17 protein-coding genes, 1 tRNA gene and 1 pseudogene are annotated in these 21,358 nt (G+C 64.0%); 5 read left to right on the top strand and 14 right to left on the bottom strand.

All coding sequences use genetic code 11. From position 1 onward, the window contains the following. Positions 1 to 92: 92 nt before the first annotated feature. Positions 93 to 1,328 carry an urea ABC transporter substrate-binding protein gene (urtA, locus tag FFS62_RS00870; RefSeq protein WP_137970931.1) on the bottom strand — a complete coding sequence of 412 codons (1,236 nt, stop codon included), beginning with the start codon at positions 1,326 to 1,328 and terminating at the stop codon, positions 93 to 95. 276 nt (positions 1,329 to 1,604) lie between these two features. Between urtA and FFS62_RS00865 the strand changes: the two genes are divergently transcribed. Together FFS62_RS00865 and FFS62_RS00860 are read left to right on the top strand one after the other, a co-directional pair. Then, positions 1,605 to 5,003 carry an ATP-binding protein gene (locus FFS62_RS00865; protein ID WP_137970930.1) on the top strand — a complete coding sequence of 1,133 codons (3,399 nt, stop codon included), beginning with the start codon at positions 1,605 to 1,607 and terminating at the stop codon, positions 5,001 to 5,003. Beyond that, on the top strand, positions 4,978 to 5,652 hold the full coding sequence (locus FFS62_RS00860) for a response regulator (RefSeq protein ID WP_043308876.1): 675 nt from the start codon (positions 4,978 to 4,980) through the stop codon (positions 5,650 to 5,652). The genes FFS62_RS00865 and FFS62_RS00860 overlap by 26 nt, the downstream gene beginning before the upstream one ends. A gap of 18 nt (positions 5,653 to 5,670) precedes the next feature. Here FFS62_RS00860 and FFS62_RS00855 read toward each other — a convergent pair whose 3' ends face one another. Continuing rightward, on the bottom strand, positions 5,671 to 7,734 hold the full coding sequence (locus tag FFS62_RS00855; protein ID WP_137970929.1) for an AsmA family protein: 2,064 nt from the start codon (positions 7,732 to 7,734) through the stop codon (positions 5,671 to 5,673). 115 nt (positions 7,735 to 7,849) lie between these two features. Here FFS62_RS00855 and FFS62_RS00850 point away from each other — a divergent pair, with 115 nt between their 5' ends. Then, the gene (locus FFS62_RS00850; protein ID WP_137970928.1) at positions 7,850 to 8,632 is read left to right on the top strand and encodes a TatD family hydrolase; all 783 of its coding nucleotides are present in this window, start codon (positions 7,850 to 7,852) and stop codon (positions 8,630 to 8,632) included. An 89-nt stretch (positions 8,633 to 8,721) separates the two neighbouring features. Here FFS62_RS00850 and FFS62_RS23585 read toward each other — a convergent pair whose 3' ends face one another. Together FFS62_RS23585 and FFS62_RS23580 are read right to left on the bottom strand one after the other, a co-directional pair. Further along, positions 8,722 to 9,426 carry a methyl-accepting chemotaxis protein gene (locus FFS62_RS23585; RefSeq protein ID WP_371920100.1) on the bottom strand — a complete coding sequence of 235 codons (705 nt, stop codon included), beginning with the start codon at positions 9,424 to 9,426 and terminating at the stop codon, positions 8,722 to 8,724. Positions 9,427 to 9,576: 150 nt separating this feature from the next. Continuing rightward, positions 9,577 to 9,783: pseudogene (locus FFS62_RS23580) on the bottom strand (HAMP domain-containing protein); the annotation flags it as partial. Positions 9,784 to 10,927: 1,144 nt separating this feature from the next. On the opposite strand from FFS62_RS23580, the gene FFS62_RS00840 reads away from it, so the two are divergent. Further along, complete coding sequence (locus FFS62_RS00840) at positions 10,928 to 11,821, top strand: ROK family protein (protein ID WP_137970927.1); 894 nt, start codon at positions 10,928 to 10,930, stop codon at positions 11,819 to 11,821. Positions 11,822 to 11,827: 6 nt separating this feature from the next. Here the strand turns inward: FFS62_RS00840 and ampE are convergent, their stop codons facing one another. From ampE to FFS62_RS00825, 3 genes are all read right to left on the bottom strand, one after another. Continuing rightward, entirely contained in the window at positions 11,828 to 12,646 is an 819-nt protein-coding gene (gene ampE / locus FFS62_RS00835) for a regulatory signaling modulator protein AmpE (RefSeq protein WP_137970926.1), read from the bottom strand. Continuing rightward, the gene (ampD, locus tag FFS62_RS00830) at positions 12,643 to 13,206 is read right to left on the bottom strand and encodes a 1,6-anhydro-N-acetylmuramyl-L-alanine amidase AmpD (protein WP_137970925.1); all 564 of its coding nucleotides are present in this window, start codon (positions 13,204 to 13,206) and stop codon (positions 12,643 to 12,645) included. The genes ampE and ampD overlap by 4 nt, the downstream gene beginning before the upstream one ends. Before the next feature lie 92 nt (positions 13,207 to 13,298). Then, positions 13,299 to 15,653 (bottom strand): DUF1631 domain-containing protein, encoded by a 2,355-nt coding sequence (locus tag FFS62_RS00825; protein ID WP_137970924.1) that lies wholly within the window; start codon positions 15,651 to 15,653, stop codon positions 13,299 to 13,301. 307 nt (positions 15,654 to 15,960) lie between these two features. Here FFS62_RS00825 and nadC point away from each other — a divergent pair, with 307 nt between their 5' ends. Then, the gene (gene nadC, locus FFS62_RS00820) at positions 15,961 to 16,809 is read left to right on the top strand and encodes a carboxylating nicotinate-nucleotide diphosphorylase (protein ID WP_137970923.1); all 849 of its coding nucleotides are present in this window, start codon (positions 15,961 to 15,963) and stop codon (positions 16,807 to 16,809) included. A gap of 57 nt (positions 16,810 to 16,866) precedes the next feature. Here nadC and FFS62_RS00815 read toward each other — a convergent pair. The 7 genes from FFS62_RS00815 to FFS62_RS23515 form a co-directional block, all read right to left on the bottom strand. Further along, a tRNA-OTHER gene (locus tag FFS62_RS00815) sits at positions 16,867 to 16,938 on the bottom strand. Positions 16,939 to 16,967: 29 nt separating this feature from the next. After that, positions 16,968 to 17,990 (bottom strand): acyltransferase, encoded by a 1,023-nt coding sequence (locus FFS62_RS00810; protein WP_137970922.1) that lies wholly within the window; start codon positions 17,988 to 17,990, stop codon positions 16,968 to 16,970. Between the two features lie 5 nt (positions 17,991 to 17,995). After that, the gene (locus FFS62_RS00805; RefSeq protein ID WP_137970921.1) at positions 17,996 to 18,889 is read right to left on the bottom strand and encodes an ABC transporter ATP-binding protein; all 894 of its coding nucleotides are present in this window, start codon (positions 18,887 to 18,889) and stop codon (positions 17,996 to 17,998) included. Continuing rightward, the gene (locus tag FFS62_RS00800) at positions 18,886 to 19,719 is read right to left on the bottom strand and encodes a hypothetical protein (RefSeq protein WP_137970920.1); all 834 of its coding nucleotides are present in this window, start codon (positions 19,717 to 19,719) and stop codon (positions 18,886 to 18,888) included. The genes FFS62_RS00805 and FFS62_RS00800 overlap by 4 nt, the downstream gene beginning before the upstream one ends. Continuing rightward, on the bottom strand, positions 19,716 to 20,513 hold the full coding sequence (locus FFS62_RS00795) for an ABC transporter permease (protein WP_137970919.1): 798 nt from the start codon (positions 20,511 to 20,513) through the stop codon (positions 19,716 to 19,718). Before FFS62_RS00795 ends, FFS62_RS00800 begins: the two co-directional genes overlap by 4 nt. 71 nt (positions 20,514 to 20,584) lie before the next feature. Then, a complete protein-coding gene (locus tag FFS62_RS00790) occupies positions 20,585 to 21,034 on the bottom strand; it encodes a hypothetical protein (protein WP_137970918.1) in 450 nt (149 codons plus the stop codon). A gap of 18 nt (positions 21,035 to 21,052) precedes the next feature. Further along, positions 21,053 to 21,235 carry a type IV pilin protein gene (locus tag FFS62_RS23515; RefSeq protein WP_110680823.1) on the bottom strand — a complete coding sequence of 61 codons (183 nt, stop codon included), beginning with the start codon at positions 21,233 to 21,235 and terminating at the stop codon, positions 21,053 to 21,055. Positions 21,236 to 21,358: the final 123 nt, after the last annotated feature.

Here is a 21,358-nt window from a genome sequence, read left to right as displayed (position 1 = left end):
GGAAGGCACGACGCCAACCGGCGGCGCGCTCTGCTCCCTCTCCCGATGGGAGAGGGCTGGGGTGAGGGACTAGGCCCCACCCCAACCAGCGCTTACTGGTAGCCTTTCGGGAAGGGGTTCGGCTCAATCAGGCCGGACTCGTAGACCACCTTGAACTGACCGTCTTTCTGCACTTGGCCGATGCGGGTCTTGCTCCACAGGTGATGGTTGTCGTGGACCTTCACGTAGCTTTCCGGAGCGCTGTTCAGCTCGATACCTGGCGAGGCGGCGGCGACCTTGTCGACGTCGAAGCTGCCGGCTTTCTCGACCGCGGCCTTCCACAGCCACGGGCCGAGGTAGGCGGCCTGGGTCACGTCACCGATAACTGCATCCTTGCCGTACTTGGCCTTGAAGGCCTCGACGAAGGCGGCGTTGTTCGGGTTGTCCAGGCTCTGGAAGTACTTCATGGAGGCGTAGAAGCCTTCCATGTTCTCGCCGCCGATGCCGAGCAGCTCGTCCTCGGTGACCGACAGGGTCAGAACGTTCTGCTTGGCGGCGGTGACGCCGGCGGCTTTCATCTGCTTGTAGAAGGCGACGTTGGAACCACCGACCACGGCGGTGAACACCACATCAGGCTTCTTCAGCTTGACCTTGTTGATCAGCGAGCCGAACTGGGTGTTGCCCAGCGGGTAGTACTCCTCGCCCACCACCTTGCCGCCGAGCACGTTCTCGATGTGCTTGCGGGCGATCTTCATCGAGGTACGCGGCCAGATGTAGTCGGAGCCGATCAGGTAGAAGGTCTTGGCGCCCTTCTCCTTGGCAATCCAGTCGAGGCCGGCGAGGATCTGCTGAGTCGCTTCCTGGCCGGTGTAGATGACGTTCTTCGACTGCTCCAGGCCCTCGTAGAAAGTCGGGTAGTAGAGCAGGCCGTTTTCCTTCTCGAACACCGGCAGCACCGCTTTGCGCGAGGCCGAGGTCCAGCAGCCGAACACGGCGGCGACCTTGTCACCTACCAGCAGCTTCTTGGCCTTCTCGGCGAAGGTCGGCCAGTCGGAGGCGCCGTCCTCCTGGATCACCTTGATCTGCCGACCGAGGATGCCGCCGGAGGCGTTGATCTGCTCGATGGCCAGGCGCTCGGCCTGGATCGAACCGGTTTCCGAGATGGCCATGGTGCCAGTGGCCGAGTGCAGCTGGCCGACGATCACTTCGGTGTCGGTCACGGCCAGGCCGGTGGTGTTGGCGCTATCGGCCATGACGCCCTGGCTGAATACGCTGGCGGCCAGCAGCGAGAGCGCGGCGGCGCCCAGCGCCAGCCGGCGGGGTAGAAGTCGGGTCGGTTGTGCATCCATCGTCGTGCTCCTCGTGCGGTTGGGTCGTTGCCGGCCTGTCTGCGCAGGTCTGCTCCGGGTTCGCCGCAAGAATGCGTGCGCCCTCCCCGCCGGGGTATACGCAGCATGACGTAAGCGCATACGTCATCTGACGTACAGCGCCAGGCACCAGCCTGGTGCACTCTCGGCCCGAGCAGGAAGCCAGACAGAAGCTCGGGCGCGCACGCACGCGGCCCGCAGCTGGGGGCATGGATGTTGCAAATTCGCAGAGCAAACGGCACCACCAGGAGCAATGGCGTGCAACCCACCGGAACCCAGCGAATCGTCAAGATTCGCCGCGACTACAACAGCTGGGTCGCCGACGAGACCATGGAGGACTACGCCCTGCGCTTCACCCCGCGGGCGTTCCGCAAGTGGTCGGAGCTGCGCATCGCCAACACCGCCCTCGGCGCGGTGTCGTTCCTCGCCCTGGAGGCCATCGGCGGCGCCCTGGCGCTGTCCTACGGTTTCACCAACACCCTGTGGGCGATCCTCGCGGTGAGTCTGGTGATCTTCCTCACCGGCCTGCCGATCAGCTATTACGCAGCGCGCTACGGCGTGGACATGGACCTGCTGACCCGCGGCGCCGGCTTCGGCTACATCGGCTCGACCATCACCTCGCTGATCTACGCCAGCTTCACCTTCCTGTTCTTCGCCCTCGAGGCGGCGATCATGGCGCTGGCCCTGGAGCTGTACTTCGACATCCCGCTGGCGCTGGCCTACGTGATCTGTTCGGTGATCATCATTCCCCTGGTGGCCTACGGCATCACCCTGATCAACCGCCTGCAGACCTGGACCCAGCCGGTGTGGCTGGTGCTGCTGTTCCTGCCCTACATCTTCGTCATCGCCAAGAACCCCGAGGCGATCAGCGACTGGACCAGCTTCGCCGGCCGCGAGGGCGAGGCCGGCAACTTCAACCTGCTGCACTTCGGCGCCGCCTGCACCGTGGCCCTGGCCCTGGTCACGCAGATCGGCGAGCAGGTCGATTACCTGCGCTTCCTGCCGGAGAAGACCGCGCAGAACCGCAAGCGCTGGTGGGCCGCGCTGCTCATGGCCGGGCCCGGCTGGATCATCCCCGGTGCGCTGAAGATGCTCGCCGGCGCCTTCCTCGCCTTCCTCGCCCTGCAACACGAGATCCCCATCGAACGCGCCGCCGAGCCGACGCAGATGTACCTGGTGGCCTTCCACTACGTGTTCGCCTCGCCGCAGTGGGCGCTCGGCGCCATGGTGCTGTTCGTCATCGTCAGTCAGGTGAAGATCAACCTGACCAACGCCTATGCCGGCTCGCTGGCCTGGTCCAACTTCTTCGCCCGCGTCACCCACAGCCATCCAGGACGCGTGGTGTGGCTGGTGTTCAACGTGGCCATCGCCCTGATGCTGATGGAGCTGGGCGTGTTCGAGGCGATCGAGGAGGTGCTCGGCCTCTACGCCAACATCGCCATCGCCTGGATCGGTGCGCTGGTCGCCGACCTGGTGATCAACAAGCCGCTGGGCCTGTCGCCGCGCTACATCGAGTTCAAGCGTGCGCACCTGTACGACATCAACCCGGTCGGCGTCGGCGCCATGCTGTTCGCCTCGCTGCTCTCGGTACTGGCGCACTTCGGCCTGTTCGGCGCCCTGGCCCAGGCCGCCTCGCCCCTGGTGGCGCTATTCTCCGCCTTCCTCTGCGCGCCGCTGCTGGCCTGGTTCACCGGCGGCCGCTTCTATATCGCCCGCACCAGCACGGCGGCACTGGTCCACCCGCCGAGCACGACCGACGCCGGCCGCTGCGGCCTGTGCAACAACGCCTTCGAGAGCGAGGACATGGCCTTCTGCCCGGCCTACAGCACGCCGATCTGCTCGCTGTGCTGCTCGCTGGACGCGCGCTGCGGCGACGCCTGCAAACCCCATGCGCGGCTCAGCCGGCAGGTCGATGCGCTGCTGCACTGGCTGCTGCCCTGGGCCAGCATCCCGCGCCTGCACAGCCGCCTGGCCCAATACCTGGGCTTCCTCGTCCTGCTGGTAGTGATGCTGTTCGGCGCCCTGGCGCTGATCTACAGCCAGGTCTCCCACGGCCTGGTGCCACACTCGGCGGAGGTGCAGCAGACGCTGTACCAGGCCTTCATCAAGGCCTTTCTCACCCTCTCGCTGTTCGCCGGCATGCTCGCCTGGTGGATCGTCCTGACCCGCGAGAGCCGCCAGGTGGCGCAGCAGGAGTCGGACCGCCAGACCCTGCTGCTGATGCAGGAGATCGAGGCCCACGGCAAGACCGACGAGGCACTGCAAAAGGCCAAGGTGCTGGCCGAGAACGCCAACGCGGCGAAGAGCCGCTATGTCACCGGCCTGTCCCACGAGCTGCGCACGCCGCTCAACAGCATCCTCGGTTACACCCAGATCCTGCAGCGCGACGCGGCCATGCCCGAGCGCCATCACGACGCCCTGGCCACCATCTACCGCAGCGGCTCGCACCTGCTGTCGCTGATCGACGGCCTGCTCGACGTGGCCAAGATCGAGGCCGGCAAGCTGCACCTGGAACTCTCGGAAATCGCCCTGCCCGAATTCGTCGGCCAGCTCGAACGCATGTTCGCACCCCAGGCCGCCGAGAAGGGCCTGGCCTTCCGCCTGGAGACGGCTGGGCGGATTCCCGCGGTGGTACGCGGCGACGAGAAGCGCGTGCGGCAGATTCTGATCAATCTGCTCGGTAACGCGGTGCGCTTCACCGAGCAGGGCGAGGTGCGCCTGCGCGTCAGCTACCTGCGCGAGACCGCCTGCTTCGAGATCGTCGACACCGGCATCGGCATCGCCCCCGAGCAGATCGAGCGCATCTTCCAGCCCTTCGAACGCGGCGACCTGATGCGCCAGGACAACGGCGTCGGCCTCGGCCTGACCATCACCCGCATGCTCACCGCGCTGATGGGCGGCGAGCTGTCGGTGCACAGCGAGCCGGGCAAAGGCACGCGCTTCCAGGTGCGCCTGTTCCTCTCCGAGGTACGCGCGCCGCAGGCGGTGGTGCACGTGGCGCACGACATCATCGGCTACCAGGGCCCGCGCCGCCTGGTGCTGGTGGTGGACGATCATCTGGAACACCGCCGCGTGCTGGCCGGCATGCTCGAACCGCTGGGCTTTCGCGTCGAGCAGGCGGCCAGCGGCCAGGAGGCGATCCGCCAGGCCGCGCTGCTCAGCCCCGACCTGATCCTCATGGACCTGTCGATGCCGCAGATGGACGGCTTCGAGACCAGCCGCCTGATCCGCCGCAATTCCCTGTGCCAGGCGCCGATCATCGTCATCTCGGCGAATGCCTTCGCCGACGACCGCGAACGCAGCATCGCCGCCTACTGCAACGATTACCTGGCCAAGCCGGTGCACACCCCGGCGCTGCTCGAACGCATCCAGCAGCAGCTCGACCTGCAGTGGCTGCACCGCGTGGCCGAGGCGGAGGCGGCGCAGCCACAGGTCGAGGCACTGCCCAGCGCCAGCGAACTGGCCGAGCTGCGCGAGCTGGCAGCGCTCGGCTACATGCGCGGCATCCAGGACAAGCTGGACGCCATCGAACGCCAGACCCCGGCCTGCGCGCCCTTCACCAAACGCCTGCGGGCCCTGGCCAAGGGCTTCCGTCTGGATGAACTCAACCGCCAACTCAAGGAGGCCGAACATGAATGCAGCCACGCAGCTTGCTGAGCGCGGTACGGTGCTGATCGTCGACGACACGCCGGACAACCTCGCCCTGCTCTCCGACGCCCTCGACGCCCAGGGCTACATGGTGCTGGTGGCGCTGGATGGCCAGAGCGCGCTGAACCGCATCCAGCGCCGGCGCCCCGACCTGATCCTGCTCGACGCGATGATGCCCGGCCTGGACGGTTTCGAGACCTGCCGCAGGATCAAGGCCGAGCCGGACAGCGCCGATATCCCGGTGCTGTTCATGACCGCGCTGACCGACAGCGAGCACGTAGTGGAAGGCTTCGCCGCCGGCGGCAGCGACTACGTGACCAAGCCGATCCACACCGACGAGGTGCTAGCGCGGGTCGCCGCCCACCTGCGCACCGCACGCACGCTGCAGTCGGCACGCGCCGCCGCGCAGCCGGTGGACCTGACCCTGAGCAACGAGCCGACCTTCGAGACCCTCTCGGCGCGCTTCCAGCTCACCGAGCGCGAGGTCGAAGTGCTGCGCTGGGTGGCCTGCGGCAAGACCAACCGCGACATCGGCGACATCCTCGGCCTGTCGCCGCGCACGGTGAACAAGCACCTGGAACACGTCTACGTGAAGCTCGGCGTGGAGACCCGCACCGCCGCCGCCGCGGTGGCCATTTCCGCCAGCGTAGCGCGCTAGAACAGTATCGTTAGAGCATCAGCTCTTGCCGCCCTGCTGCATCTGCCGCAGCAGCGGCGCGCACTGGCTAGGCTCGTCGCCACTGCTGGGCGCCACCAGTGCCAGCAGGCCTGCCGCCGGTGCCACCGCCACGCCCAGCGCCACCAGGCCGACGCCACGCAGGGCCAGCGGTGTGCCCTTGACCCCGGCGTCGGGGTTCTTGAAGGTGCCGCGCACGAAGAGCGGCGAGCGCAGGGAGAAGATGCGCAGGCCCTTGGCCGCCGGGGTGACGACGAAATCGAGACGCTCGTTGGCGAAGCTGGCGCTGCCGTCGACCTTGATCAGCGCATTCTCAGTATCGACCACGAACAGCCGGCTGCTCATCAGCCCGTTGCGGATACCGAAGTCGGCGGCGGCGCAGTTGATGGTCACCTCGTCGTCGCCGAACAGCTTGCCGACCAGATAGTTGCCGACGTTGAGCCCGGCGATTTCCAGCAGGCCGCGGCTCACCGCGCCATCGTTGATCAGCATCTGCAACTCGCCGTCGGCACTGCCGAGCAGGGCCGCCACCGAGTTGCCGGTGCCGCTCAACCTGGCGTCCCCATTCAGTGCACCGAGGCTGGTCTGCATCGGCGCGAAGGTGGGAAACAGCTGCTTGAGCTTAAGATCGCGGGCGCTAAGCCGTGCCTGCCCACGCATCGGCACCTGCGCACCGTTCAGACGGATCTGCGCATCCAACGTGCCACCGGCCATGCCGAAGCGCAGGGGCTCCAGGCTGAGCACGCCGTCGTTGAGCACCAGGTGGGTGTCCAGGTCGCGGATCGGCAGCTTCTCGTCATGCACAATGCGCTTGCCGGTGAAGCGCACGTCGGCGTCCATGCTGCGCCAGCGCTCGGTACGGAATTCCTCCACCGGCAGCACCTTATTGGCCGGCTGGCTGACGGCGGCGCCGCGGGCCTTCTTCTCGGCATTGGAATCGGCGCCGATCAGCGGCGCCAGGTCGGCGAACAGCAGCTGCTTGGAGGTGAGCTGGCCGGACAGCTTGGGCCGCGGCTGGCGGTTGACGAAGGTGAGGTCGCCGTGGATATCGCTGTCGCCGATGCGGCCGTTGAAGTCCTGGTAGCGGAACAGCGCGCCGCCGGCGTCGCGCAGGTCCGCCTGCAGGCGGCCGTCGGTGCTGTACGGCGGGGTGTCCGGCAGGGTCACGCCGGTCAGCGGATAGAGTTGGCTCAGGCTGGTGCCGGCCAGGCGCAGGCGCAGGTCGAGGGCGCCCAGGTGCTGCGGATCGGTCAGGCTGCCGGCGACCCGGATGCGCGTGCTGCCGATGCGTACATCGGCCTGCAGCGGAAACGGCAGGCTGGCGTCCTGCAAGGCGAGCAGGCCGCCGACCTTGCCGCTGCCACTCACCGCCTGGCCCTGGAAACGGCCCTTGGCGCGCCAGGCGAAGGCGTAGTCCTGGGCCGCCGCATGTTCGTCGGCCAGGCGCTTGGCAGCGCTGTCGCCGACTATCTGGGCAAACGGGATGGGCGCGCCGAGCGGGTCGATCTGCGCCTCGAGGCGGGTCTTCGACACCTGGTCATCGAGGCTGACCACGCCCTGATCGAAGCCGATGGTACCGATATCCAGGGTCCAGGGGCTCGGCTCGGCGGACTCATCCGGTTGCTGGCCACCCAGGTCGAAGGTCCAGTTGGCGCGGCCATCGGCCAGGCGCTGCAGGCTGACGTAGGGCGCGCCGAGCTCGATGCGCGGGATGCTCAGGGTCTTCCACAGCAACGGCAGGGGTGCCAGGCGGAACTGCACCCGGTCCAGGCTGACGAAGGTGTCGCCCTCGGCCCACTCGGGATTGCCCAGGTTCAGCTGTTCGGCGGCGAAGTGCGGCCACGGCAGCCAGGCGCGCCAGCCACCCTCCTCCGGCTCGCGCTGCCACACCACGCTGAGGTTGCCCTCGATGGCGAACGGCCGGTTCAAGGCCTGCGACACCTTGTCGTTGATGCTCGGGCGCAGCAGGTTCCAGTCGAACAGCACCAGGAACAGCATGAGCGCCGCGACCGCCAGAAGCAGTACGGCCAACGCCCCGCTCAACCACTTGCGAATCCGCAGCATCCCTCGGTTTCCTTTCTGACCACTGCTGTTTCGACTGACGAAACGCGGGAACGCTCCCCAGGCTGGTGCACTCGAGTGAAATACCCGATGCTGGAGCCTTCAACCGGACCCGCCCATGCAGCTGATCGACACCCACACCCACCTCGACTTCCCCGACTTCGACGCCGATCGCACCGAGCTGCTGGCGCGCAGCCGTGCGGCGGGAGTGGAGAAGCTGGTGGTGCTCGGCGTGTACCGGGACAACTGGCAGCGCTTGTGGGATCTGGTGCAGGGCAATGAGGGCCTGTACGCCGCCTTCGGCCTGCACCCGGTGTATCTGCAGCAGCATCGCCCCGAGCATCTGGATCAGCTGCGCGAGTGGCTGCAGCGCCTGGCCGGGCACCCGCGCCTGTGCGCGGTGGGCGAGTTCGGCCTGGACTACTACGTGGAGAGCCTGGACCGCGAGCACCAGCAGCAGCTGTTCGAGGCGCAGCTCGGCCTGGCCGCCGAGTTCGATCTGCCCGCCCTGCTGCATGTACGGCGCGCCCACGCGGCGACCATCGCCACGCTCAAGCGCTACAAGCTGCCCCGCGGCGGGGTGATCCACGCCTTCGCCGGCAGCTACGAGGAGGCCCGCGAATACCTTCGTCTCGGCTTCAGGCTCGGCCTAGGCGGCGCGCCGACCTGGCCCCAGGCGCTGCGCCTACGCAAGGTGATCCCGCGCCTGCCGCTGGAGGCCATAGTGCTGGAGACCGACTCGCCGGACATGGCCCCGGCCATGCACCCTGGTGTGCGCAACAGCCCGGAACACCTGCCGGACATCTGTGCCGCCCTGGCCGAACTGTGCGGCGTGACAGCCGAGGAGCTGGCCCAAGCCAGCAGCCGCAATGCGGCCGAGCTGTTCGGCTGGCCGCACTGAGAGAAGAGCGATACTCGCACGCGGCTTTTCACCCACTCTAGAAACGACAAGGCCCGCCGATTGGCGGGCCTTGCTTGGCGAAGTGACGATCAGACACGGAAGGCGCCGATCAGCTCCTTGAGTCGCGCCACCTGGTCGGACAGCGCGCGGCTGGCCTGCTCGGTCTCGACGGCGCCCTCGGCAGTGCGCTCGCCGGCCTGGTTGATCTCGACGATGTTCATGTCGATATCGTGGGCCACGGCGGTCTGCTGCTCGGCGGCGGCGGCTATCTGCTGGTTCTGGTCGACGATCATGCCGACCGCACCGAGGATGTTTTCCAGCGCGTGCTGCACCTGGGCCGACTGGCTGACGGTGCTCTCCACCATCTGGTGGCTGCCATTCATGGCGGTCACCGTGGCGCCCACGCCGTTCTGCAGGCGACCGATCATCTGCTCGATCTCTTCGGTGGACTGGTGGGTACGCTTGGCCAGGTTGCGCACCTCGTCGGCCACCACGGCGAAACCGCGCCCCTGCTCGCCGGCCCGCGCCGCCTCGATGGCCGCGTTGAGCGCCAGCAGGTTGGTCTGCCCGGCGATGCCCTTGATCACGTCCAGCACCTGGCTGATCGAGGCGCTGTCGGCGGCCAGCTGGTTGATCACAGTCACCGACTGGTCGATCTCGCTGGCCAGGCGCTGGATGCTGCCGACCTGGGACTCGACCATGGCACGACCGCTGACGGTCTCGTCGTTGACGCTCTGCGCGCTGCCCACCGCGGCAGCGGCGCTGCGCGCCACCTCCTGGGCGGTGGCGGACATCTGGTTCATCGCGGTGGCCACCTGCTCGATCTGCCCGCGCTGGGCGGACACGGCCTGGCTGCTCTCACCGGAGACCAGCTCGACGCGATCGGCCTGGCGCTCCACCTCGGTGACGGTCTGGCCGACCAGCTCGATCAGGTCGCGAATCTTCGCCACGGTGCCATTGAACACCTCGCCCAGCTCGCCCAGTTCGTCCTGGCTCTTGACGTTGACACGCACGGTCATATCGCCGGCGGCGACCTGGCCGAGGGTCTTGCCGAAGCCCTTGAGGGTGGTGCGGGTGGACACGTAGAAGCCGCCGTACAGGTAGCCGATGGAGAGGAACAGCACCACCAGGGCCACGACCAGCAACACCATCTGGGTACGCTTCTGGTCCAGACGCTGGCTCAGCTCCTGGTCGAGGAAGTCGAGTACCGAGTCGTTCAGCGCGTAGGTCTTGTCGATGGCCACGCTGAGCTGGTCGAAGAAGCCCTGCCAGGGCGCGTCCAGGCTGTCGGCCATGAGCAGCTGCTCTTCCAGCACGGCGCTGATCTCGGTCAGGCTGTTGCGGCTGGCCTCGGCTTTGTCACTCAGCTCGCGCTTGGCGTGCGCATTGCCATCCAGCGCGCTTTGCAGCTTATAGCCGTACTCGGCGTGCAGCTTTTCCAGCTCCAGCAGCAGCTCGTCGAGCTTGGTGCTGTCGGAAGAACCGAGAATGCCCTGGCCGAGGGAATAGGAGCCCAGAGCGCGGCCCTTGCTCAGGGCCTCGGTCACCGGCGGGCTGGAGGTGGTCATCAGCTCGGTCATCTGCCGCACGGTCAGATCGCTGTCCTGGCTGAGGCCGGACTGGCTGGCGACGAACTTGATGAACACCTCGGAGTTGTCCAGCGCCTTGACCACCAGGCCGGCCTTGCTGCGCAGGGAGGACTCGGCCGCCACCGCATCCATGGCCGACTTGATGGCATCGCGCTGGGCGTTGAATTCCTCGACCTTCTGCGCGTCATCGCTGGGCGACTCGAGCGCTCCCAGCGTCTCGCCGATGCCGGTCTCCAGCGGGCCGATCAGCGCGGTCAGCTTTTCCGCTTCACCAGACTGGCCGAGCACGGCATTGATCTCGTAGAGGTCGTTGAGACGCTCCAGGTCCTGGCGCATCTTCATGCTCTGCTTGAGCAGCGCGAGGCTCTGCAGCTCGGTGCGGGTATCGACGAAGGCGTCGTAGGACTCGCGCACCAGGAAGTAGTTGGTGACCAGCATGGGCAGGAAGAACAGCACGCTGATCAGGCTGAACTTCATGCCGAAGCTCATGCGGTTCATCAGGGCGATGGCAGGGTACAACACGCTATTCACTAGACGTCTCCTATTGCCATTATTGTTTTTTGCCAGCCGGGAGCGGGCTGATCTATTGAACGGCAAGGTAGCGGTATATCTGAAATTCTAGCGGGAGTGGCCATTTGCCAGGCACAGTGCCCCCACAGCCTGTATACCGGATATCGGCCTTTGCCTCTGTAACTTAAGGTTAAGAATGCGCACACCTTTTCGCCTCGGCATTGATCTGGGTGGGACAAAGACGGAAATCATCGCCCTCGAAGGTTCCAACGAGCGGTTGCGGCATCGCCTGCCCACCCCGCAGGGTGACTATCAAGCCACTCTACACACCATAGTGCAGCTGGTGAGGGAAGCCGAGCGGCAACTAGGAGATAGCGGCAGCATCGGTGTCGGCATCCCCGGTACCCGCTCACCGGACCACGGCCGGATCAAGAACGCCAACTCCATCTGCCTGATCGGCGAGGACCTGCAGGGCGACCTGGAGCACCTGCTGCAGCGCCCGGTCCGTCTGGCCAACGATGCCGACTGCTTCACCCTGTCGGAAGCCACCGACGGCGCCGGGGCCGGCGCGGCCAGCGTATTCGGGGTCATTCTCGGCACCGGCGTGGGCGGCGGCATCGTCATCCACGGCCGCCTGCTGAGCGGCCCGAATGCCATTGCCGGTGAGTGGGGCCATAACGCCCTGCCCTGGCGCAGCGCGGACGATGGTCCGACAAGGCGCTGCTATTGCGGCCTGGACGACTGCATCGAGACCTTCCTCAGCGGCCCCGGCTGGGCCGCCCGCAGCGACCTGGGACTGAACGCAACCCAACTGGCCGAGGCGGCACAGCGTGGCGAGGCAACCGCCGTCGCGGCGCTGCAACGCTACTGCGAGCAGTTGGCGCGAGCGCTGGCCTCGGTGATCAACGTCATCGATCCGGAGGTGATTGTGCTGGGCGGCGGGCTGTCGAACATGCCGGCGCTGTACCAGGAGGTGCCGCGTCTGCTGGTGCGGCACGTGTTCTCGGACCGGGTCAACACGCGCCTGGTGCAGGCCCGCCGCGGTGACTCCAGTGGCGTGCGCGGCGCCGCCTGGCTCTGGCCGGAATAGCGCCTGCTACAGCAGCAGGATCCACACGGCGAAGGCGGCATACCACAGCACCGCGGCACGGATCAGCAGCTGCCACAGCTCGTCCAGGCTGCTGGCGCCCTGCTCTCCCGTCTGCGGCTCGGCCAGCTCGCTGGCGGCGCGGCCGGCGTTGGCCACCAGCCGCGCGGCCGGTAGTTCCCAGGCCAGCAGATCGTGCAACACGGCGCGACTGACCGCGGCAAAGTTGCCCACCAGGGCGAAGCTGGCGGCCAGCACCCGTACCGGCAACCAGTCCATGGCATGGCGCAACTGCGCCGCCCGTTCGGCCACGCCAGGGCTGGCATGCTCGGCGCTCAGCGCCAGCAGCCGATAGGCCAGGGCCGGCAGCGGGCCGAGCAAGGCATACCAGAAGATCACCGCGAAGAAGCCCTGATAGGCCTGCCACAGCTCATAGTCCTGCACCCGTTCGAGCAACTCGGCCTCGCCATCGGCGGCCACGCCCAAATCGCGCTCGGCCACATGCAGCGCGGCCTGGTCGTCGCCACGACGCCAGGCATCGCGGAACGGCCCCAGCGCCGCCAGCACATCGCCACGGCCGAGGCTGTAGACCAGCACCAGCAAGTGCACCGGCAGCGTCAGCCAGCCATAGGCCAGCGGTTCGAGCGCCAGCAGCAACAGGCCGAGCAGCGCTACCGGCAGCAACACCGCCAACAGCAAGGTTTGCCACGGCGACGGCCCCTCGCTACGCGCCAGCCATTGCAACCAGGGGCCATCCTGCTGGATACGACGGCGCCCGGAGGAGAATTTCTCCACCCAGAGCGCCAGCAGAAGCACCAGAAAATTCATCTACCGCTCTCCTCGGTCTGCAGAGCCGCGCGCAGGCGTGCCCAGTCGAAAAAGGGTCCGGGGTCGGTCTTGCGCCCCGGCGCGATGTCGCTATGGCCACGGATGCGCTCGACGCTTAACTCAGGATAGGCATGCAGCAGCTCTCTCGTCAGGGCCACCAGAGCCTGGTACTGGGCGTCGCTGAAGGGCAGCTCGTCGGTGCCCTCCAGCTCGATGCCGATGGAAAAATCGTTGCAGTTCTCCCGCTCCTCGAAGCGCGACACGCCGGCATGCCAGGCCCGCTGTCCACAAGAGACGAACTGGGTAACGGCACCATCACGCTCGATCAGAAAGTGGGCGGAAACAGTGAGCTGGGCGATACCGGCGAAGTAGGGATGCTCGTCGACCGGCAGGCGGTTCTGGAAGAACTGCTGCACCTTGCCGGTACCGAACTGGCCCGGGGGCAGGCTGATGTTGTGGATCACCAGCAGGGAGACCTCTCCCAGCGGGCGCTCGTTGAAGTTCGGCGAGGGGCAGTGACGGGCTCCGTCACACCAACCGCTGGCAGGGTCCAGCCGCATTGCAGGCTCCTTGAAGACTGGCGCCACTCTAGCAGACTGCACCAACGAAAACGCCCGGCACAGAGCCGGGCGTTTCATCTAACAGGCGGCGCTTAGGCGCCCTTGAGCTTGCGCAGGTTGCCGATCACCGACTCCAGGGCACGATCGAACAGCAGCGCGTCGTCGAGCAAGCGAATGGCGCCGCGACGGAATTCCACGGCCAGGCCCATGCGGGTCTTCTCCATCACCTTCATACCGGTGCGGTTGACGAAGATGAACTTGCCGGTGGGCTTGATGATCGCTGCCAGCTTGCCACGCAGCTTGTGCTCCTCGTCCTCCTGGATTTCCACCCAACTGCCGACGCGCAGGCTGTCCACCTTCTCCAGCGCCTCGTCATCGTCCGGCAGGCTGGCCTCGGGCTCCTGCGTACGGCTCTCGCCCGGCGCCAGCAGAACAATCTCCTCGACCACCTCGACCATGGCCGGAGCATCGACCTCAGGCTCCAGTGGCGGCAGCTCCAGCAGCGGGCCGGCGCCCAGCTCGACCACGACCTCGGCAGACGCCTCGGCACCCTCCTCGACTTCGGCCGGGACCGGAGCCGGAACAGCCTGTGGCTCGATGCTTTCACGCTTGAAGCGCTGGAAGGCCTGCACATGCACGGCCTCCAGCTTGCTGAAGAATTCGCTGGTGATGAACGGGTCGATGGCGGCACTGGACAGACCATCGCGCAGCGACTTGAGCAGGCTCGGCACCAGCTCCAGCAGGCGCAGGCGATCTTCCGGGGACTCGTGGGGCTCCACGCTCCACACCAGATCGTCCATCACCGTCAGCGCCGCTTCCCACTCGGCGGACTCGGCGCCGTGCTTCAGGCAGGTCAGCTGCAGTACCTTGCTCCAGCCTTCCTGCAGCAGGCGCACCACCACTTCCGGCAGGGTCTTACCGAGTAGACGGGAGTTCAAGGCCTGCTCCACCTGCTGGCGAGCCAGCTCGGCCTTGGCACGACCTTCCTCGGCATCGCGGGTGCGCTGCTCCAGCAGCTCGCTGCGGCGCTTCTCGTCGCCGGTGAAGGCGAGGAACTCGGCCAGCACGTCGGAGAAGATCGCCGGATCGTCGGTGAAATCGTTGAGCAGGCGTTGCACCACCTGCTCGATACGCTGATACAGGGCATCGCGCTGCTCGTCGCCCTGAGCGCTCCAGCCCAGAGCCGCGGTGGCGATCTCGTTGAGCAGACGGCGGGCTGGGTGGCTGCCGCGACTGAAGAAGGTCTTGTCCAGCACCGCGACCTTGAGCATCGGGATCTGCAGGCGACCAATCAGCGCCTTGAGCGAGTCCGGCAGGGTGCGGTCGTCGAGGATGAACTCGAACAGCATGGCGACCAGATTGATCACATCCTCGTCGACTTCACCGACGATGCGCGCCTTGCCACTCTTGGCACTGGCGCGGGACAGCAGACCTTCCAGCTGATTGCGCAAGTCGTAGTCATCGCTGACCTGAGGGCCACCGACCGGGAAATGCTGCTGCATGTGCGAGAGCAGGCGCATCAGGTCGTTACTGGAGATCGGCACCGCATCGGCAGGGATATTCCGCCGCGGCAAGACGCTGGTACCGCGAACCTGGGACAACAGCTCCTGCAGCGCGCCGAAAACTTCCTGCACGCCCTCATCACCGTAACCACCGGCCGCGGCGGCGCCCTGCGCCTCTGCGGATTCGTCGCGCTGCGCGCGGCCACCGGCTTGCGCTGGCCGCCCCGGCTGACGGCGGGCTGGCGGCGCGGATTTCAGCTCAGGCAGCACACCTGCCTCGACCAGTTGCTGATTGGCATTGGCGTAGAGCTGATCGAGATCACCCAGCACGTACTTTTCGAACAGCTTGAGGATGATCAGTTTGACGCGAATCTCCACCCCCAGACCTTCGCAGGAGCCAAGGAACTGTTCACACAGCACACGCGGGCCTAGGGGGTTGGTCTTGTCCTCGACCTTCTTGCTGATCATTGCGTTGAAGCGTGTGGTCAGGTGCCCCAAGGCCACTCCATCACGATTCAGGACGCGCGAGACCATCGCATCCAGCGCCACCGACTCTTCCAGCACGTCGTCCTGAACTAGGGACAGGCTCTCGAAGGAAACACCATCCAACTGGGGGGCCGGCTTACCGATTTCATACTGGTTCAGGGTGGAGAAGCTTTCGAATACACGCTGCAGAAAACCACGCTCGATGGTCTTGCGCTTCAATCGCAGGTCGCGCATGGCTTCGAAGAAGGAGTTCTGTTCGGCGTTACTGGACGCGCGGTCGGCCATTTCGAACAGGGTATCGTCCGCATTGTCGAAGAGACCTTGCAGAGCCTGCTTGAGCTGCTGGGCAGCCTTGTCGCGCACCTGGGTCAGGGCCACGGGAAGCCTTCCTGCCGGCGAAGTTGGCGAATGCTCGGGGGCGACCTTGTTCAGGTGCACCACTTTCGCGTCGGTCTTCATTGCGAGTCTCCCGCAGACTGCTTGATCAGAGCAGCCATGCATACAATCAGCTGGGCGTTATCCGTAACGTCAAAGGTATGGCGCCAAACTTTATGGCCAACCTGAGTATAGGGGGAGGCGAAGCATGACCAAATCCCCCCTTTCATAGACATGACCCAGATCACAGAGTGCAGAAGCCAAGGTTACGAACGGTCATTTCGGACCGACATAAACCATCTGTCTAGCATAAAGGCTCGGCATTCTCCCGCGCCCGCTGCGCCAGCCGTCGCCTGCCCCTATAATCGCGCATCGGAATGCGGAGGATAAAATGCCCAACCTGACCCTCGCCGAGCTCGGCGCCGAAATCGAAGCCAACGTACGCACCGCGCTGCGCGAGGATATCGGCAGCGGCGACATCACGGCGCAGCTGATCCCAGCCGAGCGCCTAGCCCACGCAACAGTGATTACCCGCGAAGCGGCAGTCATTTGCGGCACCGCTTGGGTCGATGCAGTGTTCCGCCAACTCGACCCTCGCGTGGCCGTACACTGGCAGGTAGCTGATGGTGATCGAGCCGAGGCCAATCAGGCACTTTTCCACCTTGAAGGCCCCGCACGCGCGCTGCTCAGCGGCGAGCGCAGCGCCCTGAACTTCCTGCAGACCCTGTCTGCCGTCGCCACTCGCTGTCGCCACTTCGCCGACTTGGTCGAAGGCACCCAGGTAAAACTGCTGGATACCCGCAAGACACTTCCCGGTCTGCGCCTGGCACAGAAGTACGCGGTGACCTGTGGCGGCTGCCACAACCACCGAATCGGCCTCTACGACGCCTTTCTTATCAAGGAAAACCATATCGCCGCCTGCGGCGGTATCGCCCAGGCAATTACAGCCGCCCACGGCATCGCTCCCGGCAAGCCGGTAGAGATCGAGGTGGAAAGCCTGGAAGAACTGCAGCAGGCGCTAAAGGCCGGCGCCGATATCGTCATGCTGGACGAGCTGAGCCTGAAGGATATGCGCACCGCCGTTTCTCTAACAGCGGGGCGCGCCAAGCTGGAAGCTTCGGGAGGCATCAATGAAGCGACTCTATGCACCATTGCCGAAACCGGAGTGGACTACATCTCCATTGGTAGCCTGACCAAAGACATCAAGGCCATCGATCTGTCGATGCGTCTGAGCCTGTAAACAGATAAGAGACAGAAATACAAAGCCCCGCATCTAGCGGGGCTTTCTTTTATTTAGTGCCGAAGACAGAAGCCGAACCTGCGACCCTCGCATTTTACAAATGCGCTGCTCTACCAACGGAGCTACGGCGCGGCCAGCTTATAGACCTCTGACACAACTCAAGAACTACAAGCTTGCACACCGGGCCAAAGGCGCTCCCGATATCGACGAGCCGCTGCCTCCACAGTGTTGAAGCTTACCCATGCAAGGGCATAAGACAACACGGCCCCGATACAGAAAACCACGGCCCAATGCAGGCGACACTGCACCAGATAAAGCATGATTGGGTAATGGAAGAGATAGAGGCCGTAAGACAACTTGCCAAAATGAGTCACCAGCCGCCCTGCAAACAGTTCCTGCCTTCCAGTCAAAATCGAAACGACCAATAGAGCAGCACCGATCTCCGCGAGCGGGACAAAAAGAGCAAGATGAAGCCCATCCGACTGAGGTGAAATCAACGCAACGACCAATAACAGCCAACCCAACTTCGCTGTCCACGCGGTACCGTCCACCTCTTTTTGCTGTCGCCACCAGGCAGCAAGCGCAGCCCCTAGAACCAGCCCTCCAGCATGCAGATCTGGACGGTAGTAAGCCTGGCCACCCGGCGCTCCCATACCGTAAAGGCACCAAATCCGCCACGCAAAAAGCAGGACATATAGCCCCAGCAAGACTCGCCAAAGCATGCCCCCACTTAGCAGCCTAAAAGCGGCAAGCAGTACCAAAGGCCAGACTAGATAAAACTGCTCTTCAAGCCCAAGCGACCAACCATGTAGCAACTTCTCCGGCGCATATCCCGCAGCAGCTGCCAAATTGGCCACATACAACAAGACAGCCAGTACATCTCGCAAATGAAAGAAGTACTCCGGCCAAAGCAGCGGCGCAAACAACGAATAGAAAAAAAGCATCAATAACAGCGCTGGCGTTAAACGCCAGGCCCGCCTCAGATAGAAGCGTTTTAACCCAATCGTTCCGCTGCAGCCCTGCTCCTCCAGCAGCAAGGAAGTAATCAGAAATCCACTAAGAACCAGGAACAGGTCGACGCCAATATTGCCACCAGGCAATCCCGGCACCTTTGAATGAAAGAACAGCACCAGCAAGATGGCTAATGCCCTCAGACCATCCAACCCAGCAACGTAGTGCATATTTCTTATGCCTGTGCCGCCTCACCCACCACGCTATCAAACAGCTCCTCAAGAGAGTTGAGCGGGTGAATATTCAGCAGAACTCCGTGCATAGCCTCGATCTGAGCCAGCACTGCCGGCAGTGCTGGACGACTTAATAGCCCCTTCCAGACCTGCCCAGCGTCTCGTTCGAAGCCCGGCAATCCAGCGTCACCCAAATAGCGAATCACCATATCCCCCTGACTCGCCAAGAGCTCGGCAACGCCTTGCTGCGCCCTCACCTGGCCTCGGTCGATCATCACGAAGTAGTCCGCCAAGCGCTCCACGTCATGCAGGATATGCGTACAGAAGAACAACGTTCCTCCTGCCAAACGATACTCCTGCATCAGGTCAGCTACCTGACGTCGTCCGACCGGGTCCAGACCGGACATGGGTTCATCGAGCACCAGCAACTTGGGCTCAATGGCAAAAGCATGGGCCAACGCCGTACGCTGCGTCATGCCCTTGGACAAGTTGCGAATACGCTTGTCGGCAGCGTAGGCAATGCCCAGCTTCTCGAGCCAAAGCTCCGTGCGCCGCACGTTCTCGGCACCACGAACACCATGCAAGCGCAAACCGCTGCTAACCACCTCGCGCGGAGTTAGCTGTTCGTACAGATAAGGATTTTCCGGTACATAGCCCACACCCAGGCGCGAGGCGGCATCGTCTGCCGGCAACCCCATCAAGCGCGCATCGCCCGAGTCGGCACGCAAGGCACCAAACAGAATTTTGATAGTGGTGCTCTTGCCAGCCCCGTTCTGCCCGATAAAGCCAACCGACTGCCCCAGCTCCACGGAAAAGCTCACATCATCGAGCGCCTTGATAGCTTTGCCCTTGAGCTTGAAGGCCTTGTGCAGCCCAGAAACTTCGATTGCCTTCATTGTGTATCCCGTTGCACGACGTGATCGGCCAGCTGCGGCTGACCCTGTTGATCCAAGCCATAACCAATTTGCAGAGGGTCCTGCGGCAACTGCTCTAGCCCGGCATAGCCAAGGAGCTGCTCCAAACTCTGCGCAGCTCTACCGTTGCGGGACTGGTACTCAGTGGCGGCATCACGCAATGCAGCTAAACCAGCCAGGCGCTGCATACGCGCCTGCAACAAAGCACGAAAGTTCTCGTCACCGCTCTGCTCACGCATTGCTTGCAGTATTCCCATCGCATCCCGCGGATCGTCACCCCGCTCGTACCAGGCTGCAGCCATGCTGCGCAGGGCTGGCGCATTACGCGGATGCCTCTGCGCAGCAACCTCGGCCCAACGCCCAGCACGGGCCATATCATGCTCGAAGTACATGGCATTGAAGGCATAGTAGAAAGCGGGCCACATATCCCAGTTACGAGCCTGAGCGGCATTCAGCAGCACGAACTGTCCAGCCTCAACCTGGCCGTTCCAGGGCAGGATCGCCGCACCGACGTAGTAGTTGTCTTCGTGCCAAGGGTTGAAGCGAGCTGCATCCACCTGCAACTGCCCCTGAATTCGATAGGTCTCACCCTCGGTCACCTTCGCATCCACCATCAGGCTGCGGAAGACATTGGTATTAGCCGCCAGGAAGGGGTCGCCCCCCGAATATGCCAGCTGCACCAGCAGCGGCAAACGCACCCTGAGCAATTCGCTCTGCACCTCCAACCGCTGATTTTCACGCTGCACATACCCAGCCCCGGCAAATGCTCCCCATGCCAAAGCCACGCACAGCAAGCCACGCCAGAGACTCATGTGAAGTTGCGCCGCTGGAAAATCAGCGCTGCCAAGCCCAGCATGATGCCCGCAAAACCAAGGGCATTGATCACCGCCAGCCCCAGCGCATACCAGGGCACCGGCAGGTCATACAGCGCCAACGGGCGCCAATCTAGCCGCGACAGGTCCGGTAGCCAGACATAGGAGTACTCCAGCACGGGGCCGAACAGCGAGACATGCAGAGGATCGGAGCGCGAACCATGCAGAAAGTCCAACGCCGGCCCCAGCCCTCGCGCGGCCAAGCCGAAAGCAAAGCCCAGCAGCAATGGCAGAAAAGGAGTAGTGGACAAGCTAGCCAGGAACAGCGCGAAGCTGCAGACCACCAGCGCATCCAGCCAGATGGATAGAAGCACTAGCAGGTACTTGCCTCCCAGATCCACGGGCTGGAACTGCGTATATTCAAACTCACGCTGCAGCGATAACCAAAGAAGGCCGCCGATCACGACCAAGGCCAGCAAGGCCAGCAAGGCCACAGTAATGAAGCGTGACAGTAGGTATTGCCAGCGAGTAATGGGATAGGCGAGTACGAAGTAGACCGTCTTGCGCTCGATATCGCGGGCAAACAGATCCTGAACCCAGAGCAGAACCAGAATCAGCATGGCGAAGCGCAGGCCACTGAGCCCGACATCCAGCGCTACTGTAGTCGGTTGGCGCCCAGAAAACCCTGAAGCCAAAAGGCTGACCGCCAGTACCAGCCCGGCCACCATCAAGAGTACTCGCAGTCCGACACCGCGAATACCGGCTTTGACTCCCAGCGAAACCAGCTCCCCCATCAGATCCCCCCTTAAAATCTCTAGGCAAAAAAAGACAGGCCACCAGGGCCTGTCTTTATGACCACAGTCTCTTACAGAGGACGGTTGCAACCGTTGGCGTTATCTAGGTCGATCGAGCCTTCTGCGACTTCGGCAGCGGCGAGATCAGCGCCATCGGCTTTATCAACCGAAGCGCCGCACTGCGAAATACTACCGCCGACCGAAGAACCGGTGAAGACGTTATAACCCTTGTTGGAGCCAGAAATGACACCGAAACGGTTGGCGGCGGCATCGTCGACAGCGCCAAGCACCACGTTAGCCGAAATGGTGAAGTCGAAGTTGTTTTTTACAAATCCGTCGCGAGCAGCGATCGCGGTCATAGTACCGGCCTGTGCCAGGTTGATTTCACGATCCAGCGGTGCAACGGCGTTGTATCCAGGGGCAAGAGTCAGATCCAGACGCTCGGTACCAGAGCTGGCAGCGAAAGCGTTAGAGCTCATCAGACCGGCAACAGCCAGGGAAGCAACAATAAACTTTTTCATTCTAGGTTCCCTTCTCTATCAGTTCGAGTTGGCGATGGCGCCGGTCAGGATATTGCGGGCGTCGGACTGAGCCGATTTGTCATAGCCCTTGGCCTGGTAGTCCTGGAACTGCGGAATGGCAACGGCAGCGAGGATACCGATGATCGCAACCACGATCATCAGCTCGATGAGGGTAAAGCCCTTCTGAACTTTCTTCGACATTTCAATTGTCTCCTAGTGACTACGTAACGAAGCCTGTGCTCCGCTTACGATTCACGATACAAGGTGCGTGCCAACTCACCGAAACCCCTTGCTAGCTCGACAACCACCTCCCCCCCCTTTTCA

This window comes from Pseudomonas sp. F(2018) (genome assembly GCF_005508865.1).
In the GTDB taxonomy this organism is placed as follows: Bacteria; Pseudomonadota; Gammaproteobacteria; order Pseudomonadales; family Pseudomonadaceae; genus Aquipseudomonas.
Note: the sequence above shows the minus strand (reverse complement) of the source record. Positions and strands in the feature narration are given on the sequence as shown.

Coding starts and splice junctions, on each gene's coding strand:
- urtA (WP_137970931.1), bottom strand. CDS start 1,328: ATGGATGCACAACCGACCCGACTTCTACCCCGCCGGCTGGCGCTGGGC.
- FFS62_RS00860 (WP_043308876.1), top strand. CDS start 4,978: ATGAATGCAGCCACGCAGCTTGCTGAGCGCGGTACGGTGCTGATCGTC.
- FFS62_RS00855 (WP_137970929.1), bottom strand. CDS start 7,734: ATGCTGCGGATTCGCAAGTGGTTGAGCGGGGCGTTGGCCGTACTGCTT.
- FFS62_RS00850 (WP_137970928.1), top strand. CDS start 7,850: ATGCAGCTGATCGACACCCACACCCACCTCGACTTCCCCGACTTCGAC.
- FFS62_RS23585 (WP_371920100.1), bottom strand. CDS start 9,426: ATGTCCGCCACCGCCCAGGAGGTGGCGCGCAGCGCCGCTGCCGCGGTG.
- FFS62_RS00840 (WP_137970927.1), top strand. CDS start 10,928: ATGCGCACACCTTTTCGCCTCGGCATTGATCTGGGTGGGACAAAGACG.
- ampE (WP_137970926.1), bottom strand. CDS start 12,646: ATGAATTTTCTGGTGCTTCTGCTGGCGCTCTGGGTGGAGAAATTCTCC.
- ampD (WP_137970925.1), bottom strand. CDS start 13,206: ATGCGGCTGGACCCTGCCAGCGGTTGGTGTGACGGAGCCCGTCACTGC.
- FFS62_RS00825 (WP_137970924.1), bottom strand. CDS start 15,653: ATGAAGACCGACGCGAAAGTGGTGCACCTGAACAAGGTCGCCCCCGAG.
- nadC (WP_137970923.1), top strand. CDS start 15,961: ATGCCCAACCTGACCCTCGCCGAGCTCGGCGCCGAAATCGAAGCCAAC.
- FFS62_RS00810 (WP_137970922.1), bottom strand. CDS start 17,990: ATGCACTACGTTGCTGGGTTGGATGGTCTGAGGGCATTAGCCATCTTG.
- FFS62_RS00805 (WP_137970921.1), bottom strand. CDS start 18,889: ATGAAGGCAATCGAAGTTTCTGGGCTGCACAAGGCCTTCAAGCTCAAG.
- FFS62_RS00800 (WP_137970920.1), bottom strand. CDS start 19,719: ATGAGTCTCTGGCGTGGCTTGCTGTGCGTGGCTTTGGCATGGGGAGCA.
- FFS62_RS00795 (WP_137970919.1), bottom strand. CDS start 20,513: ATGGGGGAGCTGGTTTCGCTGGGAGTCAAAGCCGGTATTCGCGGTGTC.
- FFS62_RS00790 (WP_137970918.1), bottom strand. CDS start 21,034: ATGAAAAAGTTTATTGTTGCTTCCCTGGCTGTTGCCGGTCTGATGAGC.
- FFS62_RS23515 (WP_110680823.1), bottom strand. CDS start 21,235: ATGTCGAAGAAAGTTCAGAAGGGCTTTACCCTCATCGAGCTGATGATC.